At 59.4% G+C, this 25,459-nt stretch carries 24 protein-coding genes, 1 tRNA gene and 2 rRNA genes; 7 read left to right on the top strand and 20 right to left on the bottom strand.

The features are described 5' to 3' along the window. The 5 genes from secF to queA form a co-directional block, all read right to left on the bottom strand. A complete protein-coding gene (secF, locus tag BMZ23_RS07335) occupies positions 1-912 on the bottom strand; it encodes a protein translocase subunit SecF (protein WP_093474813.1) in 912 nt (303 codons plus the stop codon). A gap of 10 nt (positions 913-922) precedes the next feature. Continuing rightward, on the bottom strand, positions 923-2,791 hold the full coding sequence (secD, locus tag BMZ23_RS07330; protein ID WP_093474810.1) for a protein translocase subunit SecD: 1,869 nt from the start codon (positions 2,789-2,791) through the stop codon (positions 923-925). Between the two features lie 52 nt (positions 2,792-2,843). Next, on the bottom strand, positions 2,844-3,176 hold the full coding sequence (gene yajC, locus BMZ23_RS07325; RefSeq protein ID WP_093474808.1) for a preprotein translocase subunit YajC: 333 nt from the start codon (positions 3,174-3,176) through the stop codon (positions 2,844-2,846). Between the two features lie 62 nt (positions 3,177-3,238). Then, positions 3,239-4,357 carry a tRNA guanosine(34) transglycosylase Tgt gene (gene tgt, locus BMZ23_RS07320; RefSeq protein WP_093475151.1) on the bottom strand — a complete coding sequence of 373 codons (1,119 nt, stop codon included), beginning with the start codon at positions 4,355-4,357 and terminating at the stop codon, positions 3,239-3,241. Positions 4,358-4,362: 5 nt separating this feature from the next. Then, positions 4,363-5,412 (bottom strand): tRNA preQ1(34) S-adenosylmethionine ribosyltransferase-isomerase QueA, encoded by a 1,050-nt coding sequence (gene queA, locus BMZ23_RS07315; RefSeq protein WP_093474805.1) that lies wholly within the window; start codon positions 5,410-5,412, stop codon positions 4,363-4,365. Positions 5,413-5,535: 123 nt separating this feature from the next. Here queA and BMZ23_RS07310 point away from each other — a divergent pair. After that, positions 5,536-5,622, top strand: a tRNA-Leu gene (locus BMZ23_RS07310). A gap of 111 nt (positions 5,623-5,733) precedes the next feature. Here the strand turns inward: BMZ23_RS07310 and BMZ23_RS07305 are convergent. The 3 genes from BMZ23_RS07305 to BMZ23_RS07295 all read right to left on the bottom strand — a co-directional run bounded on the left by BMZ23_RS07305 (position 5,734) and on the right by BMZ23_RS07295 (position 7,995). Continuing rightward, complete coding sequence (locus BMZ23_RS07305; RefSeq protein ID WP_093474802.1) at positions 5,734-6,240, bottom strand: hypothetical protein; 507 nt, start codon at positions 6,238-6,240, stop codon at positions 5,734-5,736. A 165-nt stretch (positions 6,241-6,405) separates the two neighbouring features. Next, positions 6,406-7,353: a thioredoxin-disulfide reductase gene (gene trxB / locus BMZ23_RS07300; protein ID WP_093474799.1), complete on the bottom strand. Its 948-nt coding sequence runs from the start codon at positions 7,351-7,353 to the stop codon at positions 6,406-6,408. A gap of 42 nt (positions 7,354-7,395) precedes the next feature. Beyond that, the gene (locus tag BMZ23_RS07295; protein ID WP_093474796.1) at positions 7,396-7,995 is read right to left on the bottom strand and encodes a peroxiredoxin; all 600 of its coding nucleotides are present in this window, start codon (positions 7,993-7,995) and stop codon (positions 7,396-7,398) included. Between the two features lie 167 nt (positions 7,996-8,162). Between BMZ23_RS07295 and cysZ the strand changes: the two genes are divergently transcribed. After that, on the top strand, positions 8,163-8,906 hold the full coding sequence (cysZ, locus tag BMZ23_RS07290) for a sulfate transporter CysZ (RefSeq protein ID WP_093474793.1): 744 nt from the start codon (positions 8,163-8,165) through the stop codon (positions 8,904-8,906). Between the two features lie 79 nt (positions 8,907-8,985). Continuing rightward, positions 8,986-10,170: a glycosyltransferase family 4 protein gene (locus BMZ23_RS07285; protein WP_093474790.1), complete on the top strand. Its 1,185-nt coding sequence runs from the start codon at positions 8,986-8,988 to the stop codon at positions 10,168-10,170. A gap of 1 nt (position 10,171) precedes the next feature. Here the strand turns inward: BMZ23_RS07285 and BMZ23_RS07280 are convergent, their stop codons facing one another. From BMZ23_RS07280 to BMZ23_RS07270, 3 genes are all read right to left on the bottom strand, one after another. Next, positions 10,172-11,281 carry an NADH:flavin oxidoreductase gene (locus BMZ23_RS07280; RefSeq protein ID WP_093474787.1) on the bottom strand — a complete coding sequence of 370 codons (1,110 nt, stop codon included), beginning with the start codon at positions 11,279-11,281 and terminating at the stop codon, positions 10,172-10,174. A 113-nt stretch (positions 11,282-11,394) separates the two neighbouring features. Beyond that, positions 11,395-11,982: a TetR/AcrR family transcriptional regulator gene (locus BMZ23_RS07275; RefSeq protein WP_177197241.1), complete on the bottom strand. Its 588-nt coding sequence runs from the start codon at positions 11,980-11,982 to the stop codon at positions 11,395-11,397. A 212-nt stretch (positions 11,983-12,194) separates the two neighbouring features. Next, positions 12,195-12,680, bottom strand: a complete 486-nt coding sequence (locus BMZ23_RS07270; protein WP_093474784.1) for an FKBP-type peptidyl-prolyl cis-trans isomerase — start codon at positions 12,678-12,680, stop codon at positions 12,195-12,197. 163 nt (positions 12,681-12,843) lie between these two features. Here BMZ23_RS07270 and BMZ23_RS07265 point away from each other — a divergent pair, with 163 nt between their 5' ends. The 3 genes from BMZ23_RS07265 to BMZ23_RS07255 are packed head-to-tail and all read left to right on the top strand — an operon-like array spanning position 12,844 to position 17,145. Further along, the gene (locus tag BMZ23_RS07265; RefSeq protein WP_093474781.1) at positions 12,844-14,040 is read left to right on the top strand and encodes an acetate kinase; all 1,197 of its coding nucleotides are present in this window, start codon (positions 12,844-12,846) and stop codon (positions 14,038-14,040) included. Positions 14,041-14,057: 17 nt separating this feature from the next. Further along, positions 14,058-16,190, top strand: a complete 2,133-nt coding sequence (gene pta / locus BMZ23_RS07260) for a phosphate acetyltransferase (protein WP_093474778.1) — start codon at positions 14,058-14,060, stop codon at positions 16,188-16,190. A gap of 49 nt (positions 16,191-16,239) precedes the next feature. Then, positions 16,240-17,145: an acyltransferase gene (locus tag BMZ23_RS07255; RefSeq protein ID WP_093474775.1), complete on the top strand. Its 906-nt coding sequence runs from the start codon at positions 16,240-16,242 to the stop codon at positions 17,143-17,145. Between the two features lie 62 nt (positions 17,146-17,207). Here BMZ23_RS07255 and BMZ23_RS07250 read toward each other — a convergent pair whose 3' ends face one another. From BMZ23_RS07250 to BMZ23_RS07220, 7 genes are all read right to left on the bottom strand, one after another. Then, the gene (locus BMZ23_RS07250) at positions 17,208-17,864 is read right to left on the bottom strand and encodes a YiaD family glycine zipper/OmpA-like lipoprotein (RefSeq protein ID WP_093474772.1); all 657 of its coding nucleotides are present in this window, start codon (positions 17,862-17,864) and stop codon (positions 17,208-17,210) included. Between the two features lie 97 nt (positions 17,865-17,961). Next, positions 17,962-18,609, bottom strand: a complete 648-nt coding sequence (locus tag BMZ23_RS07245; RefSeq protein WP_093474769.1) for an MBL fold metallo-hydrolase — start codon at positions 18,607-18,609, stop codon at positions 17,962-17,964. An 82-nt stretch (positions 18,610-18,691) separates the two neighbouring features. Continuing rightward, complete coding sequence (locus BMZ23_RS07240; protein ID WP_093474766.1) at positions 18,692-19,699, bottom strand: isocitrate/isopropylmalate dehydrogenase family protein; 1,008 nt, start codon at positions 19,697-19,699, stop codon at positions 18,692-18,694. Between the two features lie 8 nt (positions 19,700-19,707). Further along, on the bottom strand, positions 19,708-20,367 hold the full coding sequence (can, locus tag BMZ23_RS07235) for a carbonate dehydratase (protein WP_093474763.1): 660 nt from the start codon (positions 20,365-20,367) through the stop codon (positions 19,708-19,710). A gap of 57 nt (positions 20,368-20,424) precedes the next feature. Further along, positions 20,425-20,892: a ribosomal protein S18-alanine N-acetyltransferase gene (gene rimI / locus BMZ23_RS07230; RefSeq protein ID WP_093474761.1), complete on the bottom strand. Its 468-nt coding sequence runs from the start codon at positions 20,890-20,892 to the stop codon at positions 20,425-20,427. Further along, positions 20,885-21,673 carry a hypothetical protein gene (locus BMZ23_RS07225; RefSeq protein ID WP_093474758.1) on the bottom strand — a complete coding sequence of 263 codons (789 nt, stop codon included), beginning with the start codon at positions 21,671-21,673 and terminating at the stop codon, positions 20,885-20,887. The genes rimI and BMZ23_RS07225 overlap by 8 nt, the downstream gene beginning before the upstream one ends. Beyond that, positions 21,673-23,214 (bottom strand): 2-isopropylmalate synthase, encoded by a 1,542-nt coding sequence (locus BMZ23_RS07220; protein WP_093474755.1) that lies wholly within the window; start codon positions 23,212-23,214, stop codon positions 21,673-21,675. Before BMZ23_RS07220 ends, BMZ23_RS07225 begins: the two co-directional genes overlap by 1 nt. Positions 23,215-23,383: 169 nt before the next feature. Between BMZ23_RS07220 and BMZ23_RS07215 the strand changes: the two genes are divergently transcribed. Further along, positions 23,384-25,045 carry a long-chain-fatty-acid--CoA ligase gene (locus BMZ23_RS07215; RefSeq protein WP_093474753.1) on the top strand — a complete coding sequence of 554 codons (1,662 nt, stop codon included), beginning with the start codon at positions 23,384-23,386 and terminating at the stop codon, positions 25,043-25,045. Between the two features lie 56 nt (positions 25,046-25,101). On the opposite strand, the gene rrf is transcribed toward BMZ23_RS07215, so the two are convergent. Both rrf and BMZ23_RS07205 read right to left on the bottom strand, forming a co-directional pair. Next, positions 25,102-25,217: ribosomal RNA gene (gene rrf / locus BMZ23_RS07210) — 5S ribosomal RNA — on the bottom strand. Positions 25,218-25,369: 152 nt separating this feature from the next. Then, positions 25,370-25,459 (bottom strand): 23S ribosomal RNA (locus BMZ23_RS07205); the annotation flags it as partial.

Raw genomic sequence — 25,459 nt, 5'->3', positions numbered from 1 at the left:
TCAGGGACGATCGTCCACCGCCTCTTCAATCTGCGGCGGGATCAGGTCCTCGCGGGTCAGCTTGAAGGTCATCAGCAGACCGTTCGACACATAAATCGACGAGTAGGTACCAATACCCACGCCGATCAGCAGCGCCGTAGCGAAGCCATGGATGTTCTCGCCACCAAACCAGAACAACGCCAGCAATACCAGAATGGTCGATGCCGAGGTTGCCAGGGTACGGCCGAGGGTCTGGGTGGTAGAGACGTTAATCACTTCCTCCAGTTCGGTCTTGCGCATCAGCCGCAGGTTTTCACGGACCCGGTCAAACACCACGATGGTGTCGTTCAGTGAGTAACCAATTACCGCCAGCACCGCCGCCAGTACGGTCAGATCGAACTGCAGACCAAAAAAGGCAAAGAAGCCCAGCACGAAGATCACGTCATGCAGCAGTGCGGCAATCGCCGCCACGGCAAACTTCATCTGGAAGCGCAGGGTGACATACAGAAGGATCCCGGCCATTGCCAGCAGCATGCCCAAACCACCCTGATCGCGCAGCTCCTCGCCAACCTGTGGGCCGATAAACTCAACCCGCTTGACGGTCACCTCGCCGGCATCCTCACGCTGTATCAGCCGCGCAATTTCGCTGCCGAGGTTGGGGTCCTCACTGGCCAGGCGCACAATCACATCGGTGCTGGCACCGAAGTTCTGCACAATGGCATCCGCCCAGCCGGCCTCACGCAGGGTCTGGCGGATAGACTCAAGGTCAGCCGCTTCCTGATAGTTCAGCTCGATCAGCGCACCACCGGTAAAGTCCAGCCCGAGATTAAGGTTCTTGGTTACCAGACTGGCCACCGAACCCAGCATAAGTACCACGGCGACCACGAAGAAAAACTTGCGCAGCGCCATGAAGTTGATGGTTTTGATATTCATGATGCGCTCCTCACAGCCACAGCTTCTTGATGTCGCGACCGCCGACACTCAGGTTGACCATGGCACGGGTGACCATGATGGCGCTGAACATGGATGTCAGGATGCCCAGGGACAGGGTAACCGCAAACCCCTTGATCGGCCCGGACCCCATGGCAAAGAGGATTACCCCAACCAGCAAGGTAGTCAGGTTGCCGTCGACAATCGCCGAAAACGCCTTGTCAAAACCTTCATGCACGGCCCGCTGGATCGACATGCCGGCATTAATCTCCTCGCGGATACGCGAGAAGATCAGCACGTTGGCATCCACCGCCATGCCCAGGGTCAAGACGATACCGGCAATGCCCGGCAGGGTCAGGGTGGCGCTGAGCAGCGACATCAGCGCCAGCAGCAACACCAGGTTGAAGGTCAGGGCAATACTGGCAAATACACCAAAGCCCTTGTACACGACGATCATGAAGATCAGCACCAGAGCAAAACCGACCTGGGTGGCGGTCACGCCCTTGGCGATGTTTTCCGCGCCCAGGCTCGGGCCAATGGTGCGCTCTTCAACAAAGTGCATGGGCGCGGCCAGACCACCGGCACGCAGCAGCAGGGCCAGCTCCGAAGCCTCGGCCGGCGAGTTCAACCCGGTAATACGGAACTGGTTACCCAGCGTTGACTGGATGGTGGCCAGACTAATGATCGCCTTTTCCTCGATAAAGGCTGGCACCTCGACCGTCTGCATCTGGCCATCAACTTCCTTTTGTACCTGGCGGCTGATCTGACGCTGTTCGATAAACAACACGGCCATACCACGACCGACATTGGTGCGAGTGGCGCGGGTCATCAGTTCGCCACCGTGCCCATCCAGACGGATATTCACCTGCGGACGGCCATTCTCGTCAAAGTTCGACTGGGCATCGGTGACATGGTCGCCGGTGAGGATAATACTGCGTTCGACATCGGCCGGCGGGCGACTGCCATCGCGGAAGTCGAAGGTTTCTACGGTCGCACGTGCAGCATTCGGATCAGCCGCCAGACGGAACTCAAGGTTGGCAGTCTTGCCCAGAATCCGCTTGGCTTCGGCCGTGTCCTGCACACCCGGCAACTCAACCACGATGCGGTTAGCGCCCTGACGCTGCACCAGCGGTTCGGCGACACCCAGTTCGTTGACCCGGTTACGCACCGTGGTCAGGTTCTGGCGCACCGAGTACTCGCGAATCTCGGTCATCTCGGCGTCAGTCAGGGTCAACTGCAATACCTGGCTGCCGTCACGCGCCAGCGTGTTGCTGGTGAACTGGCTGTACTGGCGGTTGATAGTCCGCTGCGCCTGAACCAACTGATCACTGTCGCTGAAGGAAAACTGCAGCATATTGCCCTGACTGGGCAAACTGCGATAACGGATGCGCTCACTGCGCAGCAGGCCGCGCAATTCGCTTTCATACACATTGACCCGCGCCTCGATAGCCTTTTCCATGTCCACTTCCAGCAGGAAATGCACACCACCGGACAGGTCCAGACCCAGCTTCATCGGGCCGGCACCAATTGCCATCAGCCAGGCCGGTGTGGTCGGTGCCAGATTCTGGGCAACCACAAACGCTTCGCCCATGGTACGGCGGACTACATCCTGGGCCGGCAACTGATCTCCCCGGTTCACCAGTCGCACCAGACCGGAACGCGCCTGATTGCCAAGCTCGGTGCCCTTGGTGGCAATACCGGCCTGTTGCAATGCAGTTTCCATGCGCTGCAAATCAAGTTCATTAATAGTCTGGGTTGAGCTGGCACCGGAAATCTGGATGGCCGGATCATCCGGATACAGATTGGGCAGCGCATAGATGATGCCAAGTGCCAGAATCGCGACAATCAGCAGGTACTTCCATAACGGATAACGGTTGAGCATAGCGGGTCCGTATGCAATCAGGGCGCCAACAGGCGCCCGGACAGAAGATAAATCAGATGGCTTTCAGCGTGCCCTTGGGCAGCGCGGCAATCACGGCGGTCTTCTGGAATTTCATCTCATGGCCGTCACCGACCTCCAGTACGATGAATTCGTCGGTGACCTTCTTCACCTTGCCAAGAATGCCACCGCCGGTAACCACCTCGTCACCCACCGCCAGACTGCCAATCAAGCTCTTGTGCTCCTTGGCACGCTTGGCCTGGGGACGCCAGATCATCAGGTAGAAGATCGCCAGAAAACCGATCAGGAAAATCCACTCGAAGCCTGCACCGGCAGGTGCAGCTCCACCGGCGGACTGGGCCATGGCGCTGGGGATGAAAAAGCTCATGTGTTGCTCCTGTTGATATGCGTAAGCGCAAGATGGGGTTTATGGTGCCTGAATGGCGGATTTCAAGTCTCCAGCGGCGGCACCGGGCGACCCAGTCGAGCGTAGAAGGCCTCGACAAAGTGGTCCAATTTACCCTGATGCACAGCCTCGCGCAAACCGGCCATAAGTCGCTGGTAATGGCGCAGATTGTGGATGGTATTGAGCATGCTGCCGAGCATTTCACCGCATTTGTCCAAATGGTGCAGATAGGCGCGGGAGAAATGCTGGCAGGTATAGCAGTCGCAGCCGGCATCCAGCGGTGACTGGTCATGCCGGTGCACCGCATTGCGAATTTTCAGCACGCCACTGTCAACGAACAGATGACCGTTACGCGCATTGCGGGTTGGCATCACGCAATCGAACATGTCGACGCCGCGACGCACGCCCTCGACCAAATCCTCCGGTTTGCCAACCCCCATCAGGTAGCGCGGCTTGTCGGCCGGCATCTGCGGCGGCAGAAAATCCAGTACGCGGATCATCTCTTCCTTGGGCTCGCCCACCGACAGGCCACCAATCGCCAAGCCGTCAAAGCCGATCTGCTCCAGCCCCTCCAGTGAGCGCAGGCGCAAATCCTCGTACATGCCGCCCTGGACAATGCCGAACAGCGCCGAGGGATTGCCCTCGTGTGCATTTTTCGAGCGCTGCGCCCAGCGCAGCGACAGCTCCATGGAGCGCCGCGCGGTATCGTGATCCGCCGGGTACGGCGTGCATTCATCAAAGATCATCACAATATCGGAGCCCAGCTCGCGCTGTACCTGCATCGACTCCTCCGGCCCCATAAACACCTTGGCACCATTCACCGGCGAGGAGAAATACACCCCCTCCTCCTTGATCTTGCGCATGGCACCGAGACTGAACACCTGAAAGCCACCGGAGTCGGTGAGAATCGGGCCCTGCCACTGCATGAAGTCGTGCAGATCACCGTGCTGGCGTATCACCTCGGTGCCCGGACGCAGCCACAGGTGAAAGGTATTGCCAAGGATGATCTGCGCACCGATCGCCTCGATGTCGCGCGGCAACATGCCCTTTACCGTCCCATAGGTGCCAACCGGCATAAAGGCCGGCGTTTCCACTACCCCGCGCGGGAAGGTCAGGCGACCTCGACGGGCCTTGCCATCGGTGGCCAACAATTCGAAGTGCATATGACTCATGATCTGTCCTCGGGGCCTTGCGGCGCCGGATTGCGGGTGATGAACATGGCATCCCCGTAACTGAAAAAGCGGTATTGCTGTTCCACTGCGGCGCGATAGGCGGCCATGGCCTGCGGGTAGCCGGCAAAGGCCGCCACCAGCATCAGCAGGGTCGACTCCGGCAGATGGAAGTTGGTCACCAGTGCATCCACCACATTGAAACGCTTGCCGGGGTACAGAAAGATATCGGTGTCGCCCGTGTAGGGCGCGATCTCGCCGGACTGGGCGGCAGTTTCCAGTGAGCGCACGCTGGTGGTTCCCACGGCGATCACCCGCCCGCCACGCGCCTTGCAGGCCCTGACGGCCTCCACCACCCCGGCACTGACCTCCAGCCACTCGCTGTGCATGTGATGCTCTTCAATGCGCTCGACACGCACCGGCTGGAAGGTACCGGCCCCCACATGCAGGGTGACCCGGGCGGTTTGCACGCCCATGGATTCAATCGCCGCCAGCAGTTCGCGGTCAAAATGCAGGCCGGCGGTCGGCGCCGCCACCGCGCCGGCCTTGTCGGCATACACGGTCTGGTAACGCTCACGGTCAGCCGTCTCATCCGGCCGGTCGATATAGGGCGGCAACGGCATATGCCCGACACGCTCAAGCAACGCCAGCACATCGGTATCAAAACCCAGTTCGAACAAGGCCCCGTGACGGGCCAGCATGCGCACTGGCGTGCCATCCTCAAGCAGGATCAGGCTGCCGGGTTTCGGCGACTTGCTCGAGCGCACATGCGCCAGCACCCGCTGCCCGTCCAGCACCCGCTCGACCAGAATCTCCAGCTGCCCGCCACTTTCCTTGCGCCCGAACAGCCGCGCCGGAATCACCCGGGTATCGTTGAACACCATCAGATCGCCGGGGCGCAGATAGTCCAGCAGGTCGACAAATTGTCGATGTGCCAGCGCACCGCTCGGCCCGTCAAGGCAGAGCAGACGACTGGCACGGCGCTCGGCAAGAGGGTGGCGGGCGATCAGGTTATCAGGCAGATCGAAATGGAAATCACTGACGTGCATACAAACCAGGCTTCAGGGGATGAAAAAAAGTCGCCCATGGTAGCGGAAAAGCCGGCAGCAGGCCACGAATGCCATTGACCACCAACTGTAACGGTTCGTATACTCCGCCCCGACCTGCAATTGGCCCCGATGGCGGAACTGGTAGACGCGGCGGATTCAAAATCCGTTTCTGGTGACAGAGTGGGAGTTCGATTCTCCCTCGGGGCACCATCTAGTAGAACTCTTCATGCATGACTCGTATGGCATGAAGACAGCAAACAAACCAAGGCGAGCACAAAAAAGGGCCGCAAATGCGACCCTCCCTTCAGCTACCTTCAATACTCAGCGAGCAAGCGGAACCATTGCAAGCTTCTGCTCCGCGCTCAGCGCATCCAGACTGACAACATTCAACTCATGCTGACCAATTTGCACCTTGAGAGGGGAAAGCGAAGCAGTAGAGCCTTCCGGCAACTTGTACATTGCACCGGTCGCCGGATCAACAATCAGCAAACCAATCAGCCCACCAAATAAAATATTGGCAACGTACCAGCCATCAATGCTCGGCTGGATAGCGTTAACTTGATCAGCATATCCGTCTTTCTTGAACGTTACGGAATAATTGGCTCCGCTAAAGAACCCGTCGCCTGCTTTCAGGGTAACCGTGCTGGGAGTTGTTCCTTGATGAATCACTACCCCCGTCTCATTACGAACTTCAAAATATGCGCCAGCAGGCGCTGAAGTCATGGCAACCGGGTACTGAGAATCACTGATAATGCTCGCGCAACCAGTCACCAGAGCGGTAGAGGCGGCAAGCATGACTGAAAGCGCAATCGAGCGGTTGATTTTCATCGAATAAGATCCTTACATGTAATAGCAGGTGGCCCTCATGGCCGCCGCGAATCTTATCCTCAAAAACAGTTACAACAAACAAAAAAATTAACTTGACTTAAATCAATAAGCCAGAAGATGCGGACGCCCTAAAAAGGACATCCGCTTCAAGACATCCAGCAAGGATCAGTGCTGATCCAGATACCGCTCGGCATCCAGCGCGGCCATGCAGCCGGAGCCGGCCGATGTGATCGCCTGACGATAAATATGATCGGCCACGTCGCCTGCAGCAAACACGCCGGCAATACTGGTCTGGGTGGCGTTGCCTTCGCTGCCGCCATGCACAGTGAGGTAACCGCCCTTCATCTCCAACTGCCCTTCAAACAGGCCGGTATTCGGGCTGTGGCCAATGGCGATAAACACACCGCGCAACTCGATATCCTCACTCGCACCGGTATCCAGACGGATACGCATGCCGGTCACACCGCTCTCGTCACCCAGCACCTCTTCCAGATTGGCGTTCAGTTTGAGTTCTATCTTGCCCTCTGCCACCCGGCTCATCAGCTTGTCGATCAGGATTTTCTCGGCGCGGAAGGTATCGCGGCGGTGCACCAGGGTCACCTTGCTGGCGATATTGGCCAGATACAGCGCCTCTTCCACGGCGGTGTTGCCACCACCAATTACGCCGACATGCTGGTTACGGTAGAAGAACCCGTCACAGGTGGCGCAGGCGGATACGCCTTTACCCATAAAGGCCTCTTCCGACGGCAGGCCGATGTAGCGTGCCGAGGCGCCTGTGGCAATCACCAGCGCATCGCACTGATATTCACCATTGTCACCCCAGAGGCTGAGCGGACGCTTGGTCAGATCGACGCGATTGATATGGTCGAAGACAATCTCGGTCTCGAAGCGCTCGGCATGCATACGCATCCGCTCCATCAGCTCCGGGCCCTGCACACCGGCCACGTCACCCGGCCAGTTGTCGACCTCGGTAGTGGTGGTCAGCTGTCCGCCCATCTGCATACCGGTGATCAGCACCGGCTTGAGGTTTGCCCGGGCGGCATACACGGCCGCGGTGTAGCCCGCAGGGCCGGAACCCAGGATGATCAGGCGGTGATGACGCACGTCAGACATATTTCCTCCAAAGGCCGCAGGCGGCCGTGATATTCGATGAATTCAAAGCTGTTCGGCGTTCGCGGCCAGATAGGACGACACCCCGGCGGCACTGGCCTGCATGCCTTTTTGCCCCTTGCGCCAGCCGGCCGGACAAACCTCACCGTGCTCTTCGGTAAATTGCAGCGCCTCGATCAGGCGGATCATGTCGTCCACTTCACGACCCAGCGGCAGGTTGTTCACTACCTGATGCTGCACCCGTCCGTCACGGTCAATCAGGAAAGAGGCGCGCAGCGCCACACCGTCTTCATGCTCGATACCGTAAGCGCGCACTATCTCGTGCTTGACGTCAGCTACCATGGTGAACTCGACCGGGCCTATACCACCCTGTTCCACCGGCGTATTACGCCAGGCGTAATGCGTGTACTGCGAATCAACAGAAACGCCAACCACCTCCACATCAAGGGCACGGAACTTGTCGATACGGTTGTTGTGGGCAATGATCTCGGACGGACAGACAAAGGTGAAATCCAGCGGCCAGAAAAACAGCACCACATAACGGCCACGCAGACTGGTTGAATCAAAGGCATCTACGATACTGCCATCAGCCAGCACCGCCGGCGCCACGAAGTCCGGAGCCGGACGGTTTACCAGAACACTCATTGGACACTCCTGTGCAGGTGTCGGGCGTCATCATAAGGGCCACGCCCGGCAACGGGGATTTCAATCTGTCGATCGGGCGGATAGTGTATACCTATGGATTCCGGCCGTGCAGGGCTTTCACTGACACATCCGGGTCAACCCTTTGATCGGCGCTCTGGAGCCAGTCCGTGTCACTATCGCAATCCGCCGTTAGCGGCCCCGGCTACCTGCGCCTGGGGCTGCAACGTATTCGCCAGCCGGGCGTGCGCCGCTTTGTGCTGATCCCGCTGGCACTCAATCTTGTGCTGTTCGCCAGCCTGATCGGCTGGGGCGCAAGTGCCTTCGGGCGCTGGATGGACAGCCTGATCGGCGGACTTCCTCAATGGCTGGGGTTTCTCGAGTGGCTGATGTGGCCGATTTTTGCCCTGGTAGTATTGCTGGCACTGTTCTTCGGCTTCAGCGTGGTGGCCAATCTGATTGCCTCACCCTTCTACGGCATGCTGGCCGAACGTGTCGCCGCCGATGAGCGCGGCAGCGCCAGTCCCGATCAAAGCTGGCAGGCGCTGTTAATCAGCGTGCCGCGCAGCCTTGGACGCGAATTACGCAAGCTGGCCTATTATCTGCCGCGGCTGCTGGCCTTGCTGCTGCTCAGCCTGTTGCCGGGGATCAATCTTCTGGCCTCGCCTCTGCTGTTGCTGTTCGGTGTATGGATGATGGCGGTGCAGTATCTGGACTATCAGGCAGACAACGATCAGGTCGGCTTCAATGACATGCTGTTGCAACTTCGCAAACAGCGCATGAAGGTGCTCGGTTTTGGCCTGCCCGTCTACTTCGGGCTGATGTTGCCATTGGTCAACCTGCTGGTCATGCCGGCTGCTGTGGCAGGCGCCACTCTGCTCTGGGTGCGCGAGGCCCGGCAACAGGGCAACTGAAACAGGCAACAGCCCCGCAATCATTAAACCGCAATAAAAACATCATCTGCCGATAACCCGGCTGACCGACACTGTGTCGATGAAAACGGCACAGTGTTTTACCCTTGTCAGCGAAACCTGGTCACCCCAAATCAACGGGGTGACCAATACCCTGAGCCATCTCAGTCAGGGTCTGCTTGCCCGCGGCCATCATCTGCAGATTGTCCGGCCAGCGCAGGGCGCCGAGAAAATCGGCCTGAACCAGGCATCAGCCCGCACAGACCTGCGTGTACGCGGCATGCCTTTACCTGGCTACCCGCAATTACAGTGGGGACTGCCAGCGACCAGCGCACTGCGTCGGTTGTGGCAGCAGCAACTCCCGGATGCCGTGTACCTGGCCACTGAAGGCCCTCTCGGCTGGTCAGCCCTGCGGCTTGCCAGACGCATGGGCATCCCGGTGATCAGCGGCTTCCATACCCGCTTCGATGGCTATTGCAACCATTACCGGCTGGGATTTCTGCAGGGCAGCATGGCGAGCTATCTACGCTGGTTCCACAACCACACACGACTGACCCTTGCCGCCAGTCACTCACACCTGCGCGAACTGCAGCAACTGGGCATCCAACCCTGCACTCTGCTTGGTCGCGGCGTTGACTGCGAACAGTTTTCTCCGGCCCATCGGGACCCGGCCCTGCGACGCAGCTGGGGAGTGGCTGAGGGTGATCTGGTATTACTGCACACAGGACGGCTGGCAGCCGAGAAAAACCTGCAATTGCTGGTAGATGCCTGGCAAACGCTGCGCAGCAGGCAGATCCTGAACAATATCTCGCTTCGGCTGGTGATTGTAGGTGACGGTCCGCAGCGTGCCGAACTACAGCGGCGGCTGCCTGGCGCGCTCTTTACCGGAATGCTGGAGGGGGAATCACTGGCCCGCGCCTATGCCAGTGCTGACATTTTTATTTTTCCGTCGCTCAGTGAAACCTTCGGCAACGTTGTGACAGAGGCCATGGCGTCCGGGCTGGCGGTATGTGCCTTCGAGCACGCCGCCGCCGGACAACACATCAGTGATCGCATCAGTGGCTGTTTGGCCGACATGGCTGACGAAGCCCAGTTCATCGACAACCTGACCTGGCTGATTGCCGATGCCCAGGGCCGCCGCAATATCCGTCTGCATGCACGTCATCGCGCCTGCCAACTGGACTGGTCGCAGGTTGTACAGCGCTTCGAGGGGTATCTGCAGCAAGCGGCCTGCACGGCATTGCCGGCAGGCCAGTTGCAGCCTTGACTCAGGCCAGTTGGCCAAGCGCCTCGCGGCTGAATGGCAGGATATCCTCGAAACGACCATCGCGGACCTTGTCTGCCCAGGCGGGATCCACGATCAAGGCACGGCCAACAGCTACCAGATCGAACTCGTCTGCCTGCAGGCGCTTGAGCAGATCGTCAATATTGGCAGTTTGTGCCACCTTCTCGGTCTTGACCATGTACTCAAGGAACTCGCTGTCGAGCCCGACACTGCCAACAGTGATTGCCGGCTTGCCGGTGATCTTGCGTGCCCAACCTGCCAGATTCAAATCAGAACCATCAAACTCGGGCTCCCAGAAGCGACGCTGCGAACAGTGGAAAATATCCACGCCGGCCTCGGCCAATGGCTTGAGGAAGGCCTCCAGCTCTTCAGGGTTGTGCGCCAGACGGGCGCTGTAATCCTGCATTTTCCACTGGGAGAAGCGGAAAATGATCGGGAATTCCGGGCCAACTGCGTCGCGCACGGCACGGATAATTTCCACCGCAAATCGCCCACGATTGGCCATGCTGCCGCCATACTCGTCGTCGCGCTGGTTGGTGCCTTCCCAGAAGAACTGGTCGATCAGGTAGCCATGGGCACCATGCAACTCGATCGCATCAAACCCGATGGCCTTGGAATCACGGGCAGCCTGGGCGAAGGCAGCCACCACATCGGCGATGTCCTGTTTGGTCATGCCATGCACAACTTCCTTGCCGTCCTTGAGCTTCTGCATAGGACCGTAGCCCGGCACGCTGGCATCCGGCTCAGTACCCAGGCGCCGCACGTTGCCCACATGCCAGAGCTGCGGAGCAATCTTGCCGCCGGCCGCGTGCACTGCATCGACTACTTTTTTCCAGCCGGCCAGCGCCGCCTCACCATGGATTGCCGGCACATTGGCATAGCCATTGGCCGCCGCATGACCGATATAGGTGCCCTCGGTGACGATCAGGCCAACACCTGCCTCGGCACGCTTGCGGTAATACTCGACCACCGCCTCGTTGACCACGTTGCCCGGCGAAAAGTTACGGGTCATCGGAGCCATGACGATACGGTTCTTCAGTTGCAGCGGTCCATAACTGAAGGACTGGAACAGGGATCTGACATCAGCGGTCATTAGACGTTCTCCAAATAGGGATGATGGGGGAGCTGGCGGCCTGAGCCACCGGTTGCGACCGTATCCGTATGACCGGTCGTCTGGTTGTAGGCAGTCAAGCCTCATCGGGACACTCAATGACTCAGCAAACGCTCCAGTTGTTCGATGAACACCCGTAACGGACCAATCTGCCGGTCAATCTTCATGCGCAACAGGGCACCTTCCCAGGCTGCACCGATAAATCCGGCCAGTGCCTGCGAGTCGCTCTGTGCCGGCAACTCGCCGGCGGCTTTTGCCTGCTCCAGGCAATCGGCCAGCAAATCACTGGAGCGCTTGAGGATGGCGCTGGCGGCATAACCGATCGGCTGACTTTCGTCGGCCTTTTCGTGGCACAGGCTGCCAATAAAGCACTGGTGGGTAGGCTGTTCCTGATTGGCAAAGTAACCGACCAGGTCCCGGTAGCAGCGCAGGATTCGCTCGCGGGGCGAAACGTCACTGGCAGCGAGGGCATTGGCAAAGCGCTCCAGACGCGGCGTGTAGTAGTAATGCAACGCCTGAATGGCAAAGTCTTCTTTGCTCTCGAAATAGTGATAGAAGGAGCCCTTGGGCACACCGGCACCCTGGGTAATCTCCTGCACGCCGGTACCGTTGTAACCCTTGCGCAGCATCACCTCGGTACCGGCGGCCAGAATGCGTGCACGTTTGTCTTGAATGCTGTTCATAGCGGACACTATACGACCGGTCATATCTTTTAAATAACCATCATAATGATTAGTGATAATGCTGCGTGATCCACAGCTATGAAGACCGTCCGGGCATAACCGGCAGAATCACAACGGCGTACAAATCAGAGAGGGGGCGGGGACGGACGCAGGGCGTCGCAGACAGACAGACAGAAACAGAGGGTCCCTGGACAACAGGGACCCGGCACAACTCAGTGGTGTACACCACCTTCGCCATGGATGTGACCATGGGCAAGTTCGTCTTCACTGGCATCGCGAATATCGATCACCTTGACCTCGAAAGTCAGCCGTTGGCCAGCCAGCGGATGGTTGCCATCCACAGTGACCTCATCACCGTCCAGGGCGGTAATGGTAACGATCTGCATGCCGCCGTCCGGTGCCGAAGCATGGAACTGCATACCGACTTCCAGCTCATCCACACCCTCGAACATCTGACGACCCAGTACTGCCACCAGCTCGGCGCTGAATTCGCCATAGGCCTCTTCCGGCTCAATCGACACATTCAGCTCGTCACCTACCTGCTTGCCTTCAAGGGCGCTTTCCAGGCCGGGAATGATATTACCTGCACCGTGCAGGTAAACCAGCGGCTGGCCGCCAGCGGAGGAGTCGATGACCTCACCACCGTCGTTAGTCAGGGTGTAGTCGATGGAGACAGCCTTGTTGGCGGAAATCTGCATAATCTGGATACCTGTCAGTTCATTTGTAAAAGGGGCAGTGTACGCCGATTGAATGACAAACGCATCCCGCGAACAGGGGGCCTGCGACAATCTCGCCGCAGCAGCTTGCCGGTATTTTGTCTACAATTGGGCACTTCAATGCTTCATCTTCGGAAAACTCTGCATGTCTTCACGTCTGGTACTGGTAATTAACTGTGGTAGTTCATCCATCAAATTCGCCCTGCGCCGTGAAGGTGACAGCCAACCCCTGATCAGCGGCCTGGCAGAGCAACTGGAAAGCCCTTCAGCCTGCCTGCACTGGAAAGCCGGCAGCCTCAAACAGACCCGCGAACTGCCGGGGGCGGATCATCAAACCGCCTTGACCGCCTTGCTGCCGCTGATTGGCGAGCACGCTGACCAGCCATTGAGCGCCGTCGGTCACCGCGTGGTGCATGGTGGCGAACACTTTACCGGCGCAAGCCTGATTGATGAGCAGGTATTGCAAGCCATTGAAGCCAGCGCCCCTCTGGCACCACTGCACAACCCGGCCAATCTGATCGGTATCCGGGCTGCCATGCTGGTTTTTGATCAGGTTCCACATACCGCCATCTTCGATACCGCCTTTCATCAAAGCATGCCGCCGCACGCCTATCGTTACGCTTTGCCGGAAAACCTCTACCGCGAGCAGGGCGTGCGTCGTTACGGCTTTCACGGCACCAGCCATCGTTATGTCAGCCGTCAGGCCAGCCTACTGCTGGGCAAGCCGTCAGGTAGCGGCGCCTGGCTGACCGCACATCTGGGCAACGGCTGCTCCAGTTGTGCGATTCTGGACGATCACAGCCTGGATACCAGTATGGGTCTGACGCCTCTTGAGGGGCTGGTCATGGGCACCCGCAGCGGTGATGTGGACCCCAACCTCTATGCTCACCTGCACCGGGCACTGGGCTGGGACATACCGCGCATCGAAAACCTGCTGAACCGTGAAAGCGGTCTGCTGGGGCTGTCCGGACTCTCCAACGACATGCGCACACTGGAGGAAGCCCACAAGCAAGGGCATGCCGGCGCCACGCTGGCCATCGAGGTGTTCTGCTACCGTTTGGCCCGCTCCCTGGCCGGCCTGACTGCAGCCCTGCCTCGTCTTGACGGGCTGATTTTTACCGGTGGCATTGGCGAAAACTCACCATTGATACGCGCGAAGACCGTTGCGCACCTGCAGGTACTTGGCCTTTCCGTTGACCCTGCTGCAAACCAGCAATTGCCGCGCGGCCAGGCCGGACAGATCCAGCAGGCAGGATCACCCGCCATTCTGGTGATCCCCACCGACGAAGAACGCCAGATTGCCGACGAGAGTCTGGCGCTGCTTGACGCGCCCGGCGCCTGACCCTACGGAGACTTGCCATGCACACTTTTTTCATCGCCCCCACCGGGTTTGGCGTAGGCCTGACTTCCACCAGCCTGGGTCTGGTTCGCGCTCTGGAGCGCAGCGGCCTGCGCACCCACTTCCTGAAACCTATCGCCCAGCCGCACCCCGGTGATGCAGGCCCAGAACGCTCAACAGAACTGATCAGCCGCACCCTTGGCCTGCAACCGCCCACACCTCTGCCGTTAGGCGAAGTAGAGCACCGTCTGGCCAATGGCGAACTGGATGATGTGCTGGAAGACATTGTCAGCCGTTACCGCGAAGCTGCCGAGGGTGCCGACGTAGTGGTGGTGGAAGGCATGGTGCCAACCCGCCACGTCAGCTATGCCGCGCGCATCAACTACCATCTGGCCAAGACGCTGGATGCCGATGTCATTCTGGTCACTGCACCCGATGGCGACGACATGGCCAGCCTGGCCGACCGTATCGAAATTCACGCACAAACCTTCGGCGGACCACGCCATCCCAAGGTGCTCGGGGTCATCGTCAACAAGGTACAGGGCCTGGAAAATGCCGACACCCTGCCAGTGGATCGCAGCGAGCTGAAACAAACCCTGAAGGAATTTGCACTGGCTCTGAAGCAGCAATCCAAGGTGCTGGATACCGAGGATTTCCGCCTGATCGGCTGCGTGCCCTGGCAGGATGAACTGAACGCACCGCGCACCTCGGATGTAGCCCAACTGCTGGGAGCCCGCACCCTGCACGCAGGGGATATAGACCAGCGCCGGGTCATGGACATTGCCCTGTGCGCACGCACCGTGCCAAACATTATCTACCGGCTGAAACCGGGCGCGCTGATCGTCACGCCGGGCGACCGTGACGACATTATTATTGCCAGCAGCCTGGCGTCCCTGGCCGGCACACCACTGGCCGGCCTGCTGTTGACCGGCGGCATGGCACCAGACCCGCGCATTCTGGAGCTTTGCCAACCGGCACTGGATAGCGGACTGCCGCTGATGGTGGTTGACAGCAACAGCTTCAATACCGCGACCAACCTGGATCGCATGAACCGCGAAATCCCGATTGATGACAGCGGGCGGGCCACCCGAGTCACCGACTATGTTGCCTCGCACATCGACCACGCCTGGCTGCAGCGCCGCTGCGGCACGCCTAACGAGCTGCGCATGTCGCCGCCGGCGTTTCGCTACGAACTGGTACGCCGCGCACAGAAAGCTGGAAAACGCATCGTACTACCCGAGGGTGACGAACCGCGCACCGTACAGGCAGCAGCCATCTGCCAGCGCCGCGGTATTGCTCAGTGCATCCTGCTGGCCAAACCGGAATCGGTTGAGGCGGTAGCGCGTGCCCAGCACATCACGCTGCCCGAAGGGCTGCAGATTATTGATCCGGACAGCGTCCGCGAGCGCTATGTCGAACCGATGATCGAGCTGCGCAAGGGACGCGGACTGAATGCGCCTATGGCGCTACAGCAATTGGAAGACAACGTGGTATTGGGCACCATGATGCTGGCACTGGACGAGGTAGACGGACTGGTATCCGGTGCCATTCACACCACCGCCAACACTATTCGACCGGCATTCCAGCTGATCAAGACAGCCCCGGAATACAATCTGGTGTCCTCGGTGTTCTTCATGCTGCTACAGGAACAGGTACTGGTCTATGGCGATTGTGCGGTGAACCCGGACCCGAACGCCGAGGAACTGGCAGAAATTGCCATCCAAAGCGCCCGCTCGGCAGCCTCTTTCGGCATCCCGCCAAGGGTCGCCATGATCAGCTACTCCACCGGAAGTTCGGGCACCGGCGCCGATGTCGACAAGGTGCGCGAAGCCACCCGACTGGCCCGGGAAAAGGCGCCGGATCTGCTGATCGACGGCCCACTGCAGTACGATGCTGCGGCGATTGCCAGCGTTGGCAAGCAAAAAGCACCGGATAGTCCGGTAGCAGGCCAGGCAACGGTATTCATCTTCCCCGACCTGAACACCGGCAACACTACCTACAAGGCGGTGCAGCGCAGTGCCAACGTAGTCAGTGTCGGCCCGATGCTGCAGGGCTTGCGCAAGCCGGTCAATGACCTTTCGCGCGGAGCGCTGGTGGATGACATCGTATACACTATTGCACTGACTGCCATCCAGTCTGCCGACAACCACTGATGTACGCCCGGCGCCCGGTCCTCCGGGTGCCGGACGCAAGCGAGAATCGATGCTGAGCTTCCTGCCCGCCGCCCTGCGCGGCACAATCGCAGCGCTGCTGCTGGCCCTGAATACCCTGTTCTGGGCGTCACTGTTGATTCCTCTGTCACTGCTCAAGTTGCTACCAATACCACCACTGCAGCGCTTGCTGACCCGCGTACTGATTCGCATCGCCGAAATCTGGATACTCGGCAACAGCGGCTGGATGCACCTGAACCGACGCATTGAATGGGATATTCAGGGCCGTGAACGCCTGGACCAGAATGGCTGGTATCTGGTTACCAGCAACCACCGCAGCTGGGTCGACATCCTGGCCCTGCAGCACGCCCTGAATCGCCGCATGCCGATGCTGAAGTTTTTCCTCAAGCAGGAACTGATCTGGGTCCCGGTGATTGGCCTGTGCTGGTGGGGGCTGGATTTCCCCTTTATGAAACGCTACAGCAAGGCCTATCTGGAAAAGCATCCGGAGAAAGCCGGCCAGGATCTGGCCACCACACGCAAGGCCTGCGAGAAATTCAAGACCACCCCGGTCGCGGTGTTCAACTTCCTTGAGGGCACCCGGTTTACCAAGGCCAAGCATGACCAGCAGCAATCACCGTTCCGCCACCTGCTGAAACCCAAGTCTGGTGGAGTTGCCTTTGTACTGGATGCCATGGGTGAGCAACTGCGCTCGCTGGTGGATATCACCATCCACTACCCGGATGGCGACCCGACCTTCTGGGACTTGCTCTGCGGCAAGGTGCGCAGCGTGGTAGTGCGCTGCAGCATTCGTCCGATCCCCGCCGAATTTCTCGGCCAGGACTACCAGAACGATGCAGCCTTCCGCGAGCGCTTCCAGCAATGGGTCAACGGTCTGTGGGAAGACAAGGATGCGCTGTTGGATCAGCTATACCAGCAATACCCGAAACGCAACTGAGCAATGGACCAATGTAAAAAGCCAGCCTTTCGGGCTGGCTTTTTACAGATACCTGCAGGCTTTTACAGCGGACGCAGGTTGATTTCCACCCGGCGGTTCTGTGCCCGACCAGTAGTTGTATCGTTACTGGCAATCGGCTGGGTCGGGCCGACGCCACGGCTGCTGATACGACCCGGCAACACGCCCTGACCGGTCAGATACGAGGCCACGCTGCTGGCACGTTGCTGTGACAGGCGCATGTTCAGCTCCATCGAACCGGTACTGTCAGTATGACCGACGATATCGATACCGTTCTTGTCAAACTCCTTGAATACCTTCACCAGTGAATTCAGCGTCGGATAGAAGCTACTGGAGATATCCGATGAGTTGGTCGCAAAGGTGATATTACCCGGCATCACCAACTGCAGATCGTTGCCATTGCGAATCACCTGTACGCCTGTGCCGGTCAGCTCCTGGCGCAAGCGGGCTTCCTGCTGATCAACGTAGTAACCGTAACCGCCACCTGCCGCACCACCTACCGCAGCACCAATAAGCGCCCCTTTTGTGCGGTCCTTCTTACTGGAGGTGGCCGCACCTACCACGGCACCGGCAGCGGCGCCGCCCAGACCATAAATGGTTGATTTGCTGGTCTGCTGCTCACCGGTGTAAGGATTCTGAGTAGCACAGCCGGTCATCAGCAGTGCGGCAAATCCGGCAACGATCAAGCCTTGAGTTTTCATTGACAATATCCTTGTTGGTTGTTGCTACCAATGCAGGATAACACCCTGCACGGCCAATCACCCCTAAAGACCCGCAAAAACTCTGATGGTTCAGCACTCAACCACGCACAAAGGGATTGCTGCGCATTTCATCGCCGATGCGCGTATCCGGCCCATGTCCGGTCACCACCACCGCGTCCTCATCCAGCCGGTACAGACGCTGGCGAATGGATTTCTCGATACTCGCATAATCCCCGCCCCACAGATCAGTACGACCAATACCCCGGCGAAACAGCGTATCCCCGGCGATCAGCAGCTTGTCACGCGGGAACCAGAAACTCATCGACCCCGGCGTGTGCCCCGGCGTGTGCAAGGCTACGCCGCAACCACAGGCCAGTTCCTCGTCATCACGCAACCACTGATCCGGGGCCGGCACCGGGGTATAGGGCACACCGAACATCCGGCACTGCATTTCCAGGTTGTCCCACAGGAACTTGTCGTCCTCATGCAGGTGCAGGCTGGCGCCTGTGGCCTTTTTCATTTCCCCGGAAGCAAGAAAATGATCCAGGTGGGCGTGTGTGTGAATGATGCTGACCACCTTCAGCCCCAAGATCTCCAGGCGCTGCAGGATAAACTGATGATCCCCACCCGGATCGACCACTATGGCCTTTTTCGTCAGGGGGTCGCCAATGATGGTGCAGTTGCACTGCAGGGGGCCGACCGGAAAGGTTTCGCGGATCAGCGCGGGGGCGGCATCTGTGGTCATGCGCAATACTCAGCTGGAACAATGGAAATCCGGCGCCGCAGCACCGTAACTGCAGGCAGTATCGGGGATCAATCCCGCTGCTTCAAGCCAGCCGCTGCAGATGCTCCAGTACCCGCTGCTCAACAAGCGCGGTAGTGCGGGTGCCGGTGGACTGTCCAGCCAGCAAGGCCAGGGCGGCATCGACTGCTGACTCCAGCAGTGCGGCCTGCTCCGGCAAGTGCCAGTGATGCCGCAGCAACAGGGCAGCACTCAGCAGTGCCGCCGCCGGATTGGCGCGGCCAGTGCCTGCAATATCCGGGGCACTGCCGTGCACTGGTTCGGCCAGCGCGATGCCATCGCCCAGATTCAGCGAGGGTGCCAACCCCAGCCCGCCACCCCAGTGGCTGGCCAGATCCGAGAGAATGTCGCCAAACAGATTGGTCGTCAGCAGCATGTCGAAATTCTGCGGCTCCTGCACCAGTTGCAGGGCAGCCACATCGACCAGCCGTTCATCCACCAGCGCCGACAGTCCAGCAGCCTCCAACACCGACCGGCAACTGTCGCGAAACAGGCCACAGGTCAGCGGCAGCACATTGGCCTTGTGCACCAGAGTAATCCGTCGCGGCTGGCGCTGCGGCGCCAGGGCCACAGCGCAGGCCGCCAGCCGCTCGCTGGCGCGGCGGGAAATCTGCCGCTCGGCAATCGTCACGTCATCACCCAGCATGCGCTCCCGACCAACGTACAGGCATTCGGTATTCTCCCGCAGCAACAGCAGATCCACATCATCCCGCGTGGACACCCCCGGCAGGCTGCGAACCGGACGCAGGTTGAGGTACAGATCCAGTTGCTGACGCAGCGTCAGGATTGCGCTGCGGTAGCCGGGGACAGCACCGGACGGCGAGGACACTGCGCCAAACAGCCCGGCGCCATGTTCGCGCAACTGCTCCAGGGTAGCCTGCGGCACACTTGTGCCATGCCGGGTAAAACAGTCCCATCCAGCCTCCAGCTGAATGGTCTGCAACCCCGGCAACAGGCGTTGCAAGGCGCGCACGGCAACCGGCACCACCTCGCGACCGATACCATCCCCGGGAATTACGCAGAGCCGATACATGCTGATAACTACTGACCGGCGCAGTTGATTTCCGCCGGGGGCGTCAGGCGGTATTGCTCGGGGATTTGCTCGGAACTGGTGACCGTCACGCCGAGATCCTTCAGCTGGCCATCCTTGATGCCATAGATAAAGCCGTGCACAGACAGGGGCTGACCGCGGTGCCAGGCGTTCTGCACTATGCTGGTGTGGCTGACATGGGCGACCTGCTGAATCACGTTCAGCTCGCACATCAGGTCAAGCCGTGACTCTTCACTGGCCAGCAGCTGCAACCGGCCACGCTGTTCGTAATACAGGTCGCGGATGCTGCGCAGCCAGCCATCAATCAAGCCCAGTTGTTGCTGCTGCATGGCAGCACGCACACCACCACAGCCATAGTGGCCGGTGACAATGATGTGCTTGACCTTGAGCACGTCGACGGCGTACTGCATCACCGACAGGCAGTTGAGATCGGTGTGCAGCACCACATTGGCCACATTGCGGTGGACGAACAACTCACCCGGCAACAGGCCGACAATCTCGTTAGCCGGTACCCGCGAATCGGCACAACCGATCCACAGGTATTCAGGTGCCTGCTGGTTGGCCAGTTTGCTGAAAAAGTCCGTATCTTCCTGCTTTATCGCTTCGGCCCAGTCGCGGTTGTTGGCAAACAATTGCTGCAACTCAGACATGCGTAATTCCATTTTCCAGGTTGAATAGCCGGTTGGACGCCGTCTGGCGTTGGTGCGTCACGCCGGACAATCCTCAGGGTCGAGCATGCAGGCCATCACCAGCGCATCTTCGCGCCCACCTACCGCCGGGTAATAGCCCTTGCGCCGCCCCACCTCGTTGAAACCAAACCGTTCGTAAAGCCGGAAGGCAGCACGGTTGGAAGCACGCAACTCGAGGAACAGGGTCTCCACCCCGGCAGCGGCGGCACGTGCTGCAATAAACCCGAGGAGCTGCTGGCCCAGGCCGCGCCCCTGACTTTCCGGCTTCACCGTAATGTTCAGCAGATGCCCTTCATCACCGCCGAGCATCAGCACCGTATGCCCGACCTGCTGACTGCCGACCAACATCACCCAGCACTCATAGCCGGAGTTGATGCAGTCGCGGAAAATCCCGCCGGTCCAGGGATGGGTGAAGGCGGCAAACTCAACGCGCAGCACGGCATCCAGATCATCCAGTGTCATACGCCTAAAGGACACCTCAGCCATGGGAGTGACGCACCGCACGCAGAAAACCCTGAAGTTGCTGCCACAGCACCTGCCGCCCGCTCGCCTGTGCGAGCAGTTCCAGCCCCTCAACCAGCCACAGCTGACCGGGCAGCGTAGCAGGCCCCGCCAACGGTCCCGGCTGCAGTGACCCAATATCGCTGTGTGCTACCAGCCAGCTGCCGCGGCCGAGGCACAGTAACTGCGACACCCCGCGCCCCTCAAGCCGGGAGGCCACAAAGGTCTGTAGCGCCTCACTGGCTGCCACGGCACTGCGATCGAGCAGCGGGCTTTGACTGATCGGCCAGTGAAAGGCCGCGAGCGGCTCAGCCAGTGACAGCTCGAGTACACGCAGCACATCGTCCAACTGTGGGCTGCGAAAAAACTCGCGGCTGCGGCTGAAGCCGGGCGCTTCGAGCAGCACTGCGGTCGAGTCTGTTGCCCACAACTCGACCCGGAAGGGCGTTATGGCTGGCAGCGCGGCGGGAATGGCTGGCGAAGCAGTAGCACCCGAGTTTACCGCAGGCTGTTTAGACGGCAGCTCAACCGAGCGGCTGCCCGCCGCCTGCAAACGCGCACGCAGGGCATCGATAGCCGGGGCGGCGGCAGTCACGACGGCGGCCACCTCAGGTTCAGTTGGCTTCTGCACCTCCGGCTGTTGCAGCAGCACAAGATCCGCCCTCGCCGGCGCAATGCGTGCGGGCACACCCGGCAGTGCCTGACGCAACGTCCAGGCCTGAATACCCATGGCCTGTAAACAGGCCAGCCGGGTGGACTCCAGCATCAGACGTCGGCCGCCTGCGGATGCGCCTTGGGCGCACCGGAGAGCATCAGGTTCAGCGCATTGATATAGGCCTTGGCCGAGGCCACCACGATATCGGTATCGGCCCCGTTACCGTTGACGATACGGCCACCACGCTCAAGGCGCACGGTCACCTCGCCCTGCGAGTCAGTGCCTTCGGTGATGGCATTCACCGAGTACAGCTGCAGCGAGGCATTCGAGCCAACAAGCTTCTCGATCGCCTTGAAGGTTGCATCCACCGGGCCCGAGCCTTCGGCGTCTGCCTCACGCTCTGCACCGTCAATACTCAGCAACACATGGGCATGCGGGATTTCACCCATCCGCGACGCCACCTCAAGGTGCAGCAGGCGGACCTGCTCCTCGACATTGGTCACCGTATCCGATACCAGCGCCTGCAGGTCCTCGTCATAGATTTCATGCTTGCGATCAGCCAGCTCCTTGAAGCGGGCAAAGGCGGCATTCAGCTCCTCACCACTGAGCTGAATACCCAGCTCCTCCAGCCGCGAGCGGAACGCATTGCGTCCGGACAGCTTGCCCAGTGACAACTTGTTGGTGTGCCAGCCGACTGACTGGGCACTCATGATTTCATAGGTTTCACGGTGCTTGAGTACACCATCCTGATGGATACCGGACTCGTGGGCAAAGGCATTGGCGCCGACGATGGCCTTGTTCGGTTGTACCGGAAAACCGGTAATCCCCGACACCAACCGTGAAGTGCTGAGAATATGTTCGGTGACTATGCCGGTATGCACACCCAGCACGTCCTGACGGGTCTTGATCGCCATCACGATTTCTTCCAGCGAGGCATTGCCCGCGCGCTCGCCAAGACCGTTGATGGTGCACTCCACCTGACGCGCACCAGCCGTCACCGCAGCCAGCGAGTTGGCTACGGCAAGTCCGAGGTCATTATGGCAATGCACCGAAAAAACCGCCTTGTCGGCATTCGGCACCCGCTGAATGATGGTGCGGATGGTTTCCGCAAACTGATGGGGAATCGCATAGCCAACAGTATCCGGAATATTGATGGTGCGCGCGCCGGCATCAATCGCCGCCTCAATGATCCGGCAGAGAAAATCGATCTCGGAACGACCGGCATCCTCGCAGGAAAACTCCACATCGGCGCACAGGTTGCGCGCACGTTTTACCGCTCGCACGGCCTGCTCAACCACCTGATCCGGCTGCAGCTTGAGCTTGTATTGCATATGGATCGGACTTGTGGCGATAAAGGTATGGATACGTCCGCTGTTGGCACCAGCCAGCGCCTCGGCGGCGCGCTCGATATCAGCATCCACTGCCCGCGACAGGCTGCACACTGTACTGTCCTTGATGCTGTCGGCAATCGCCTTGACTGCCTCGAAGTCACCGGGACTGGCAATCGCAAAACCGGCCTCGATCACATCCACCCGCAGTTTTTCCAGTGCCTTGGCGATACGCAGTTTTTCTTCCTTGGTCATGGAAGCGCCGGGGCTCTGTTCACCATCGCGCAAGGTGGTATCGAATATGATCACACGATCCTGGGTCATGCTGGCATCTCCTCGGTTTTGCATGGCAATACTATACCGCATGCGACATCTGACCGGCCCACCCCATGCGCCACTTATGATGGCTCAGCAGTCAAACGACTTGCACTTCACAGCCCGGCTCCGCAGCGTTTAGTCTGCCTTAGCATGCCCATATAACAAAGAGACAAGCATGAACCAGCCATCTGCACGATTCTGGCCTGCACAAGTTCCGCAGCATCTGGAACTGCCGGACACCAATCTGTTTTGCAACATCAGTGTGTCTGCCCTGCGCTACCCGCAGCACACCGCCATCAACTATTACGGCAGCCGAGTCACCTACCAAAGCCTTGAACAACAGGCCGAGGCGCTGGCCGGTTATCTGGCCAGCTGTGGCGTAGTCAAGGGAGACAGAGTGCTGCTGTATATGCAGAACTGCCCGCAGTACATCATCAGTTTCTATGCAATTCTGCGGGCAAATGCCGTGGTGGTTCCGGTCAACCCGATGAACCGCAGCGCCGAACTGGCCTGGCTGATTGAGGACACCGGCGCGCGGGTGGCGCTCTGTGCCAGCGAGCTGCTGGACTATATTCTGCCACTACAGCAGCAGGGCCAGGTTGATCAGATTGTGCTGACCCATTACCGCGACTACCTGAGCCAGCCAACCGACCTTAGTCTGCCGGATGAGCTTCTGGCTAACCCGCCAGCGAGACTGCCTGATAATGTAATTGCATGGTCAGACGCCATAAGCGCGGGATATACGCCGCCGCCCCTCAGTACCGGCCCGACTGATCTTGCGGTAATCCCCTACAGTTCCGGCACCACCGGTAACCCGAAGGGGTGTGCCCACACCCACCACAGCGTGATGGCCACTGCGGTATACACCGCCGTCTGGATCAACGCCCGGCACGATCTGGTGCACCTGGTTTCAGTACCCATGTTCCATGTCACCGGTATGCAGTCCTGCATGAACAGCACCCTGTATGCCGGCGGCACTCTGGTGGTGATGACCCGCTGGGATAGACGGGTAGCGGCAGAACTGATCCAGCGCTGCCGGGTCAACACCTGGCGCAATATCTCCACCATGGTCATAGACCTGTTGTCCGACCCTGCGATCGACAGCTATGACCTGCGCAGTCTGCGCAATATCGGCGGCGGTGGCGCCGCCATGCCAGCAGCCATTGCCGGCAAACTCAAGGAAAAAACCGGGTTGAGCTACATGGAAGGCTACGGTTTGTCAGAAACCATGGCCGCCACCCACAGCAATCCACCACAGGCCTGCAAATCCCAGTGCCTCGGGATACCGGTGATTGGCGTGGATTCACGCGTCATTGACGTTGAAACCTTGCAGCCACTGCCCACAGGACAGGTCGGTGAAATCATCATGGCGGGTGAACAGGTGTTCCAGGGCTACTGGAACAACCCGGTGGCAACCGCCCAAGCCTTTATCGAACTGGACGGCAAACGCTTCTTTCGCTCCGGCGACCTTGGCTATATCGACGAGGATGGATATTTCTTTCTGGTAGACCGGGTCAAGCGCATGATCAACGCCTCGGGCTACAAGGTCTGGCCCGCCGAGGTGGAATCGTTGATGTATGCCAACCCGGCGATACGTGAGGTATGCGTGATCTCCATGCCACATCCGCGCCGCGGGGAAACCGTTAAGGCAGTGGTTGTAGCTGCCGAGGGTCAGCAACCGTCCAGCGAAGAGATCATTGCCTGGTGCCATCAACAGATGGCGGCCTACAAATGCCCCGTGGAGATAGATTTCGCCGCAAGCCTGCCCCGCTCTGCTACAGGCAAAGTAATGTGGCGTCAGCTTCAGGAAGATGAGTGGAGCAAGCTAAAGCGCTAATCGCCAGCGCAAAGTAAAAACCCCGATCTGTTTCCAGATCGGGGTTTTTGTTTGGAGCTTGACGATGACCTACTCTCACATGGGGAGACCCCACACTACCATCGGCGATGCGTCGTTTCACTTCTGAGTTCGGGATGGGATCAGGTGGTTCCAACGCTCTATGGTCGTCAAGCAATTCTTTAGCGGTGTCGTGTGGGCCTATGCTTTCACGCCATCGCGAATTGGGTCAGTGATGAAGTACGGCTTCGGTGGTTTGCAATCTCATGCAGTTCCACATTGTCGATCTTGAGTGTCTCGGCCATACCCAGATTACTTGGGTGTTATATGGTCAAGCCACACGGGCAATTAGTACTGGTTAGCTCAACGCCTCACAACGCTTACACACCCAGCCTATCAACGTCGTAGTCTTCGACG

The organism is Halopseudomonas yangmingensis (assembly GCF_900114825.1).
GTDB classification, from domain to species: domain Bacteria; phylum Pseudomonadota; class Gammaproteobacteria; order Pseudomonadales; family Pseudomonadaceae; genus Halopseudomonas; species Halopseudomonas yangmingensis.
Note: the sequence above shows the minus strand (reverse complement) of the source record. Positions and strands in the feature narration are given on the sequence as shown.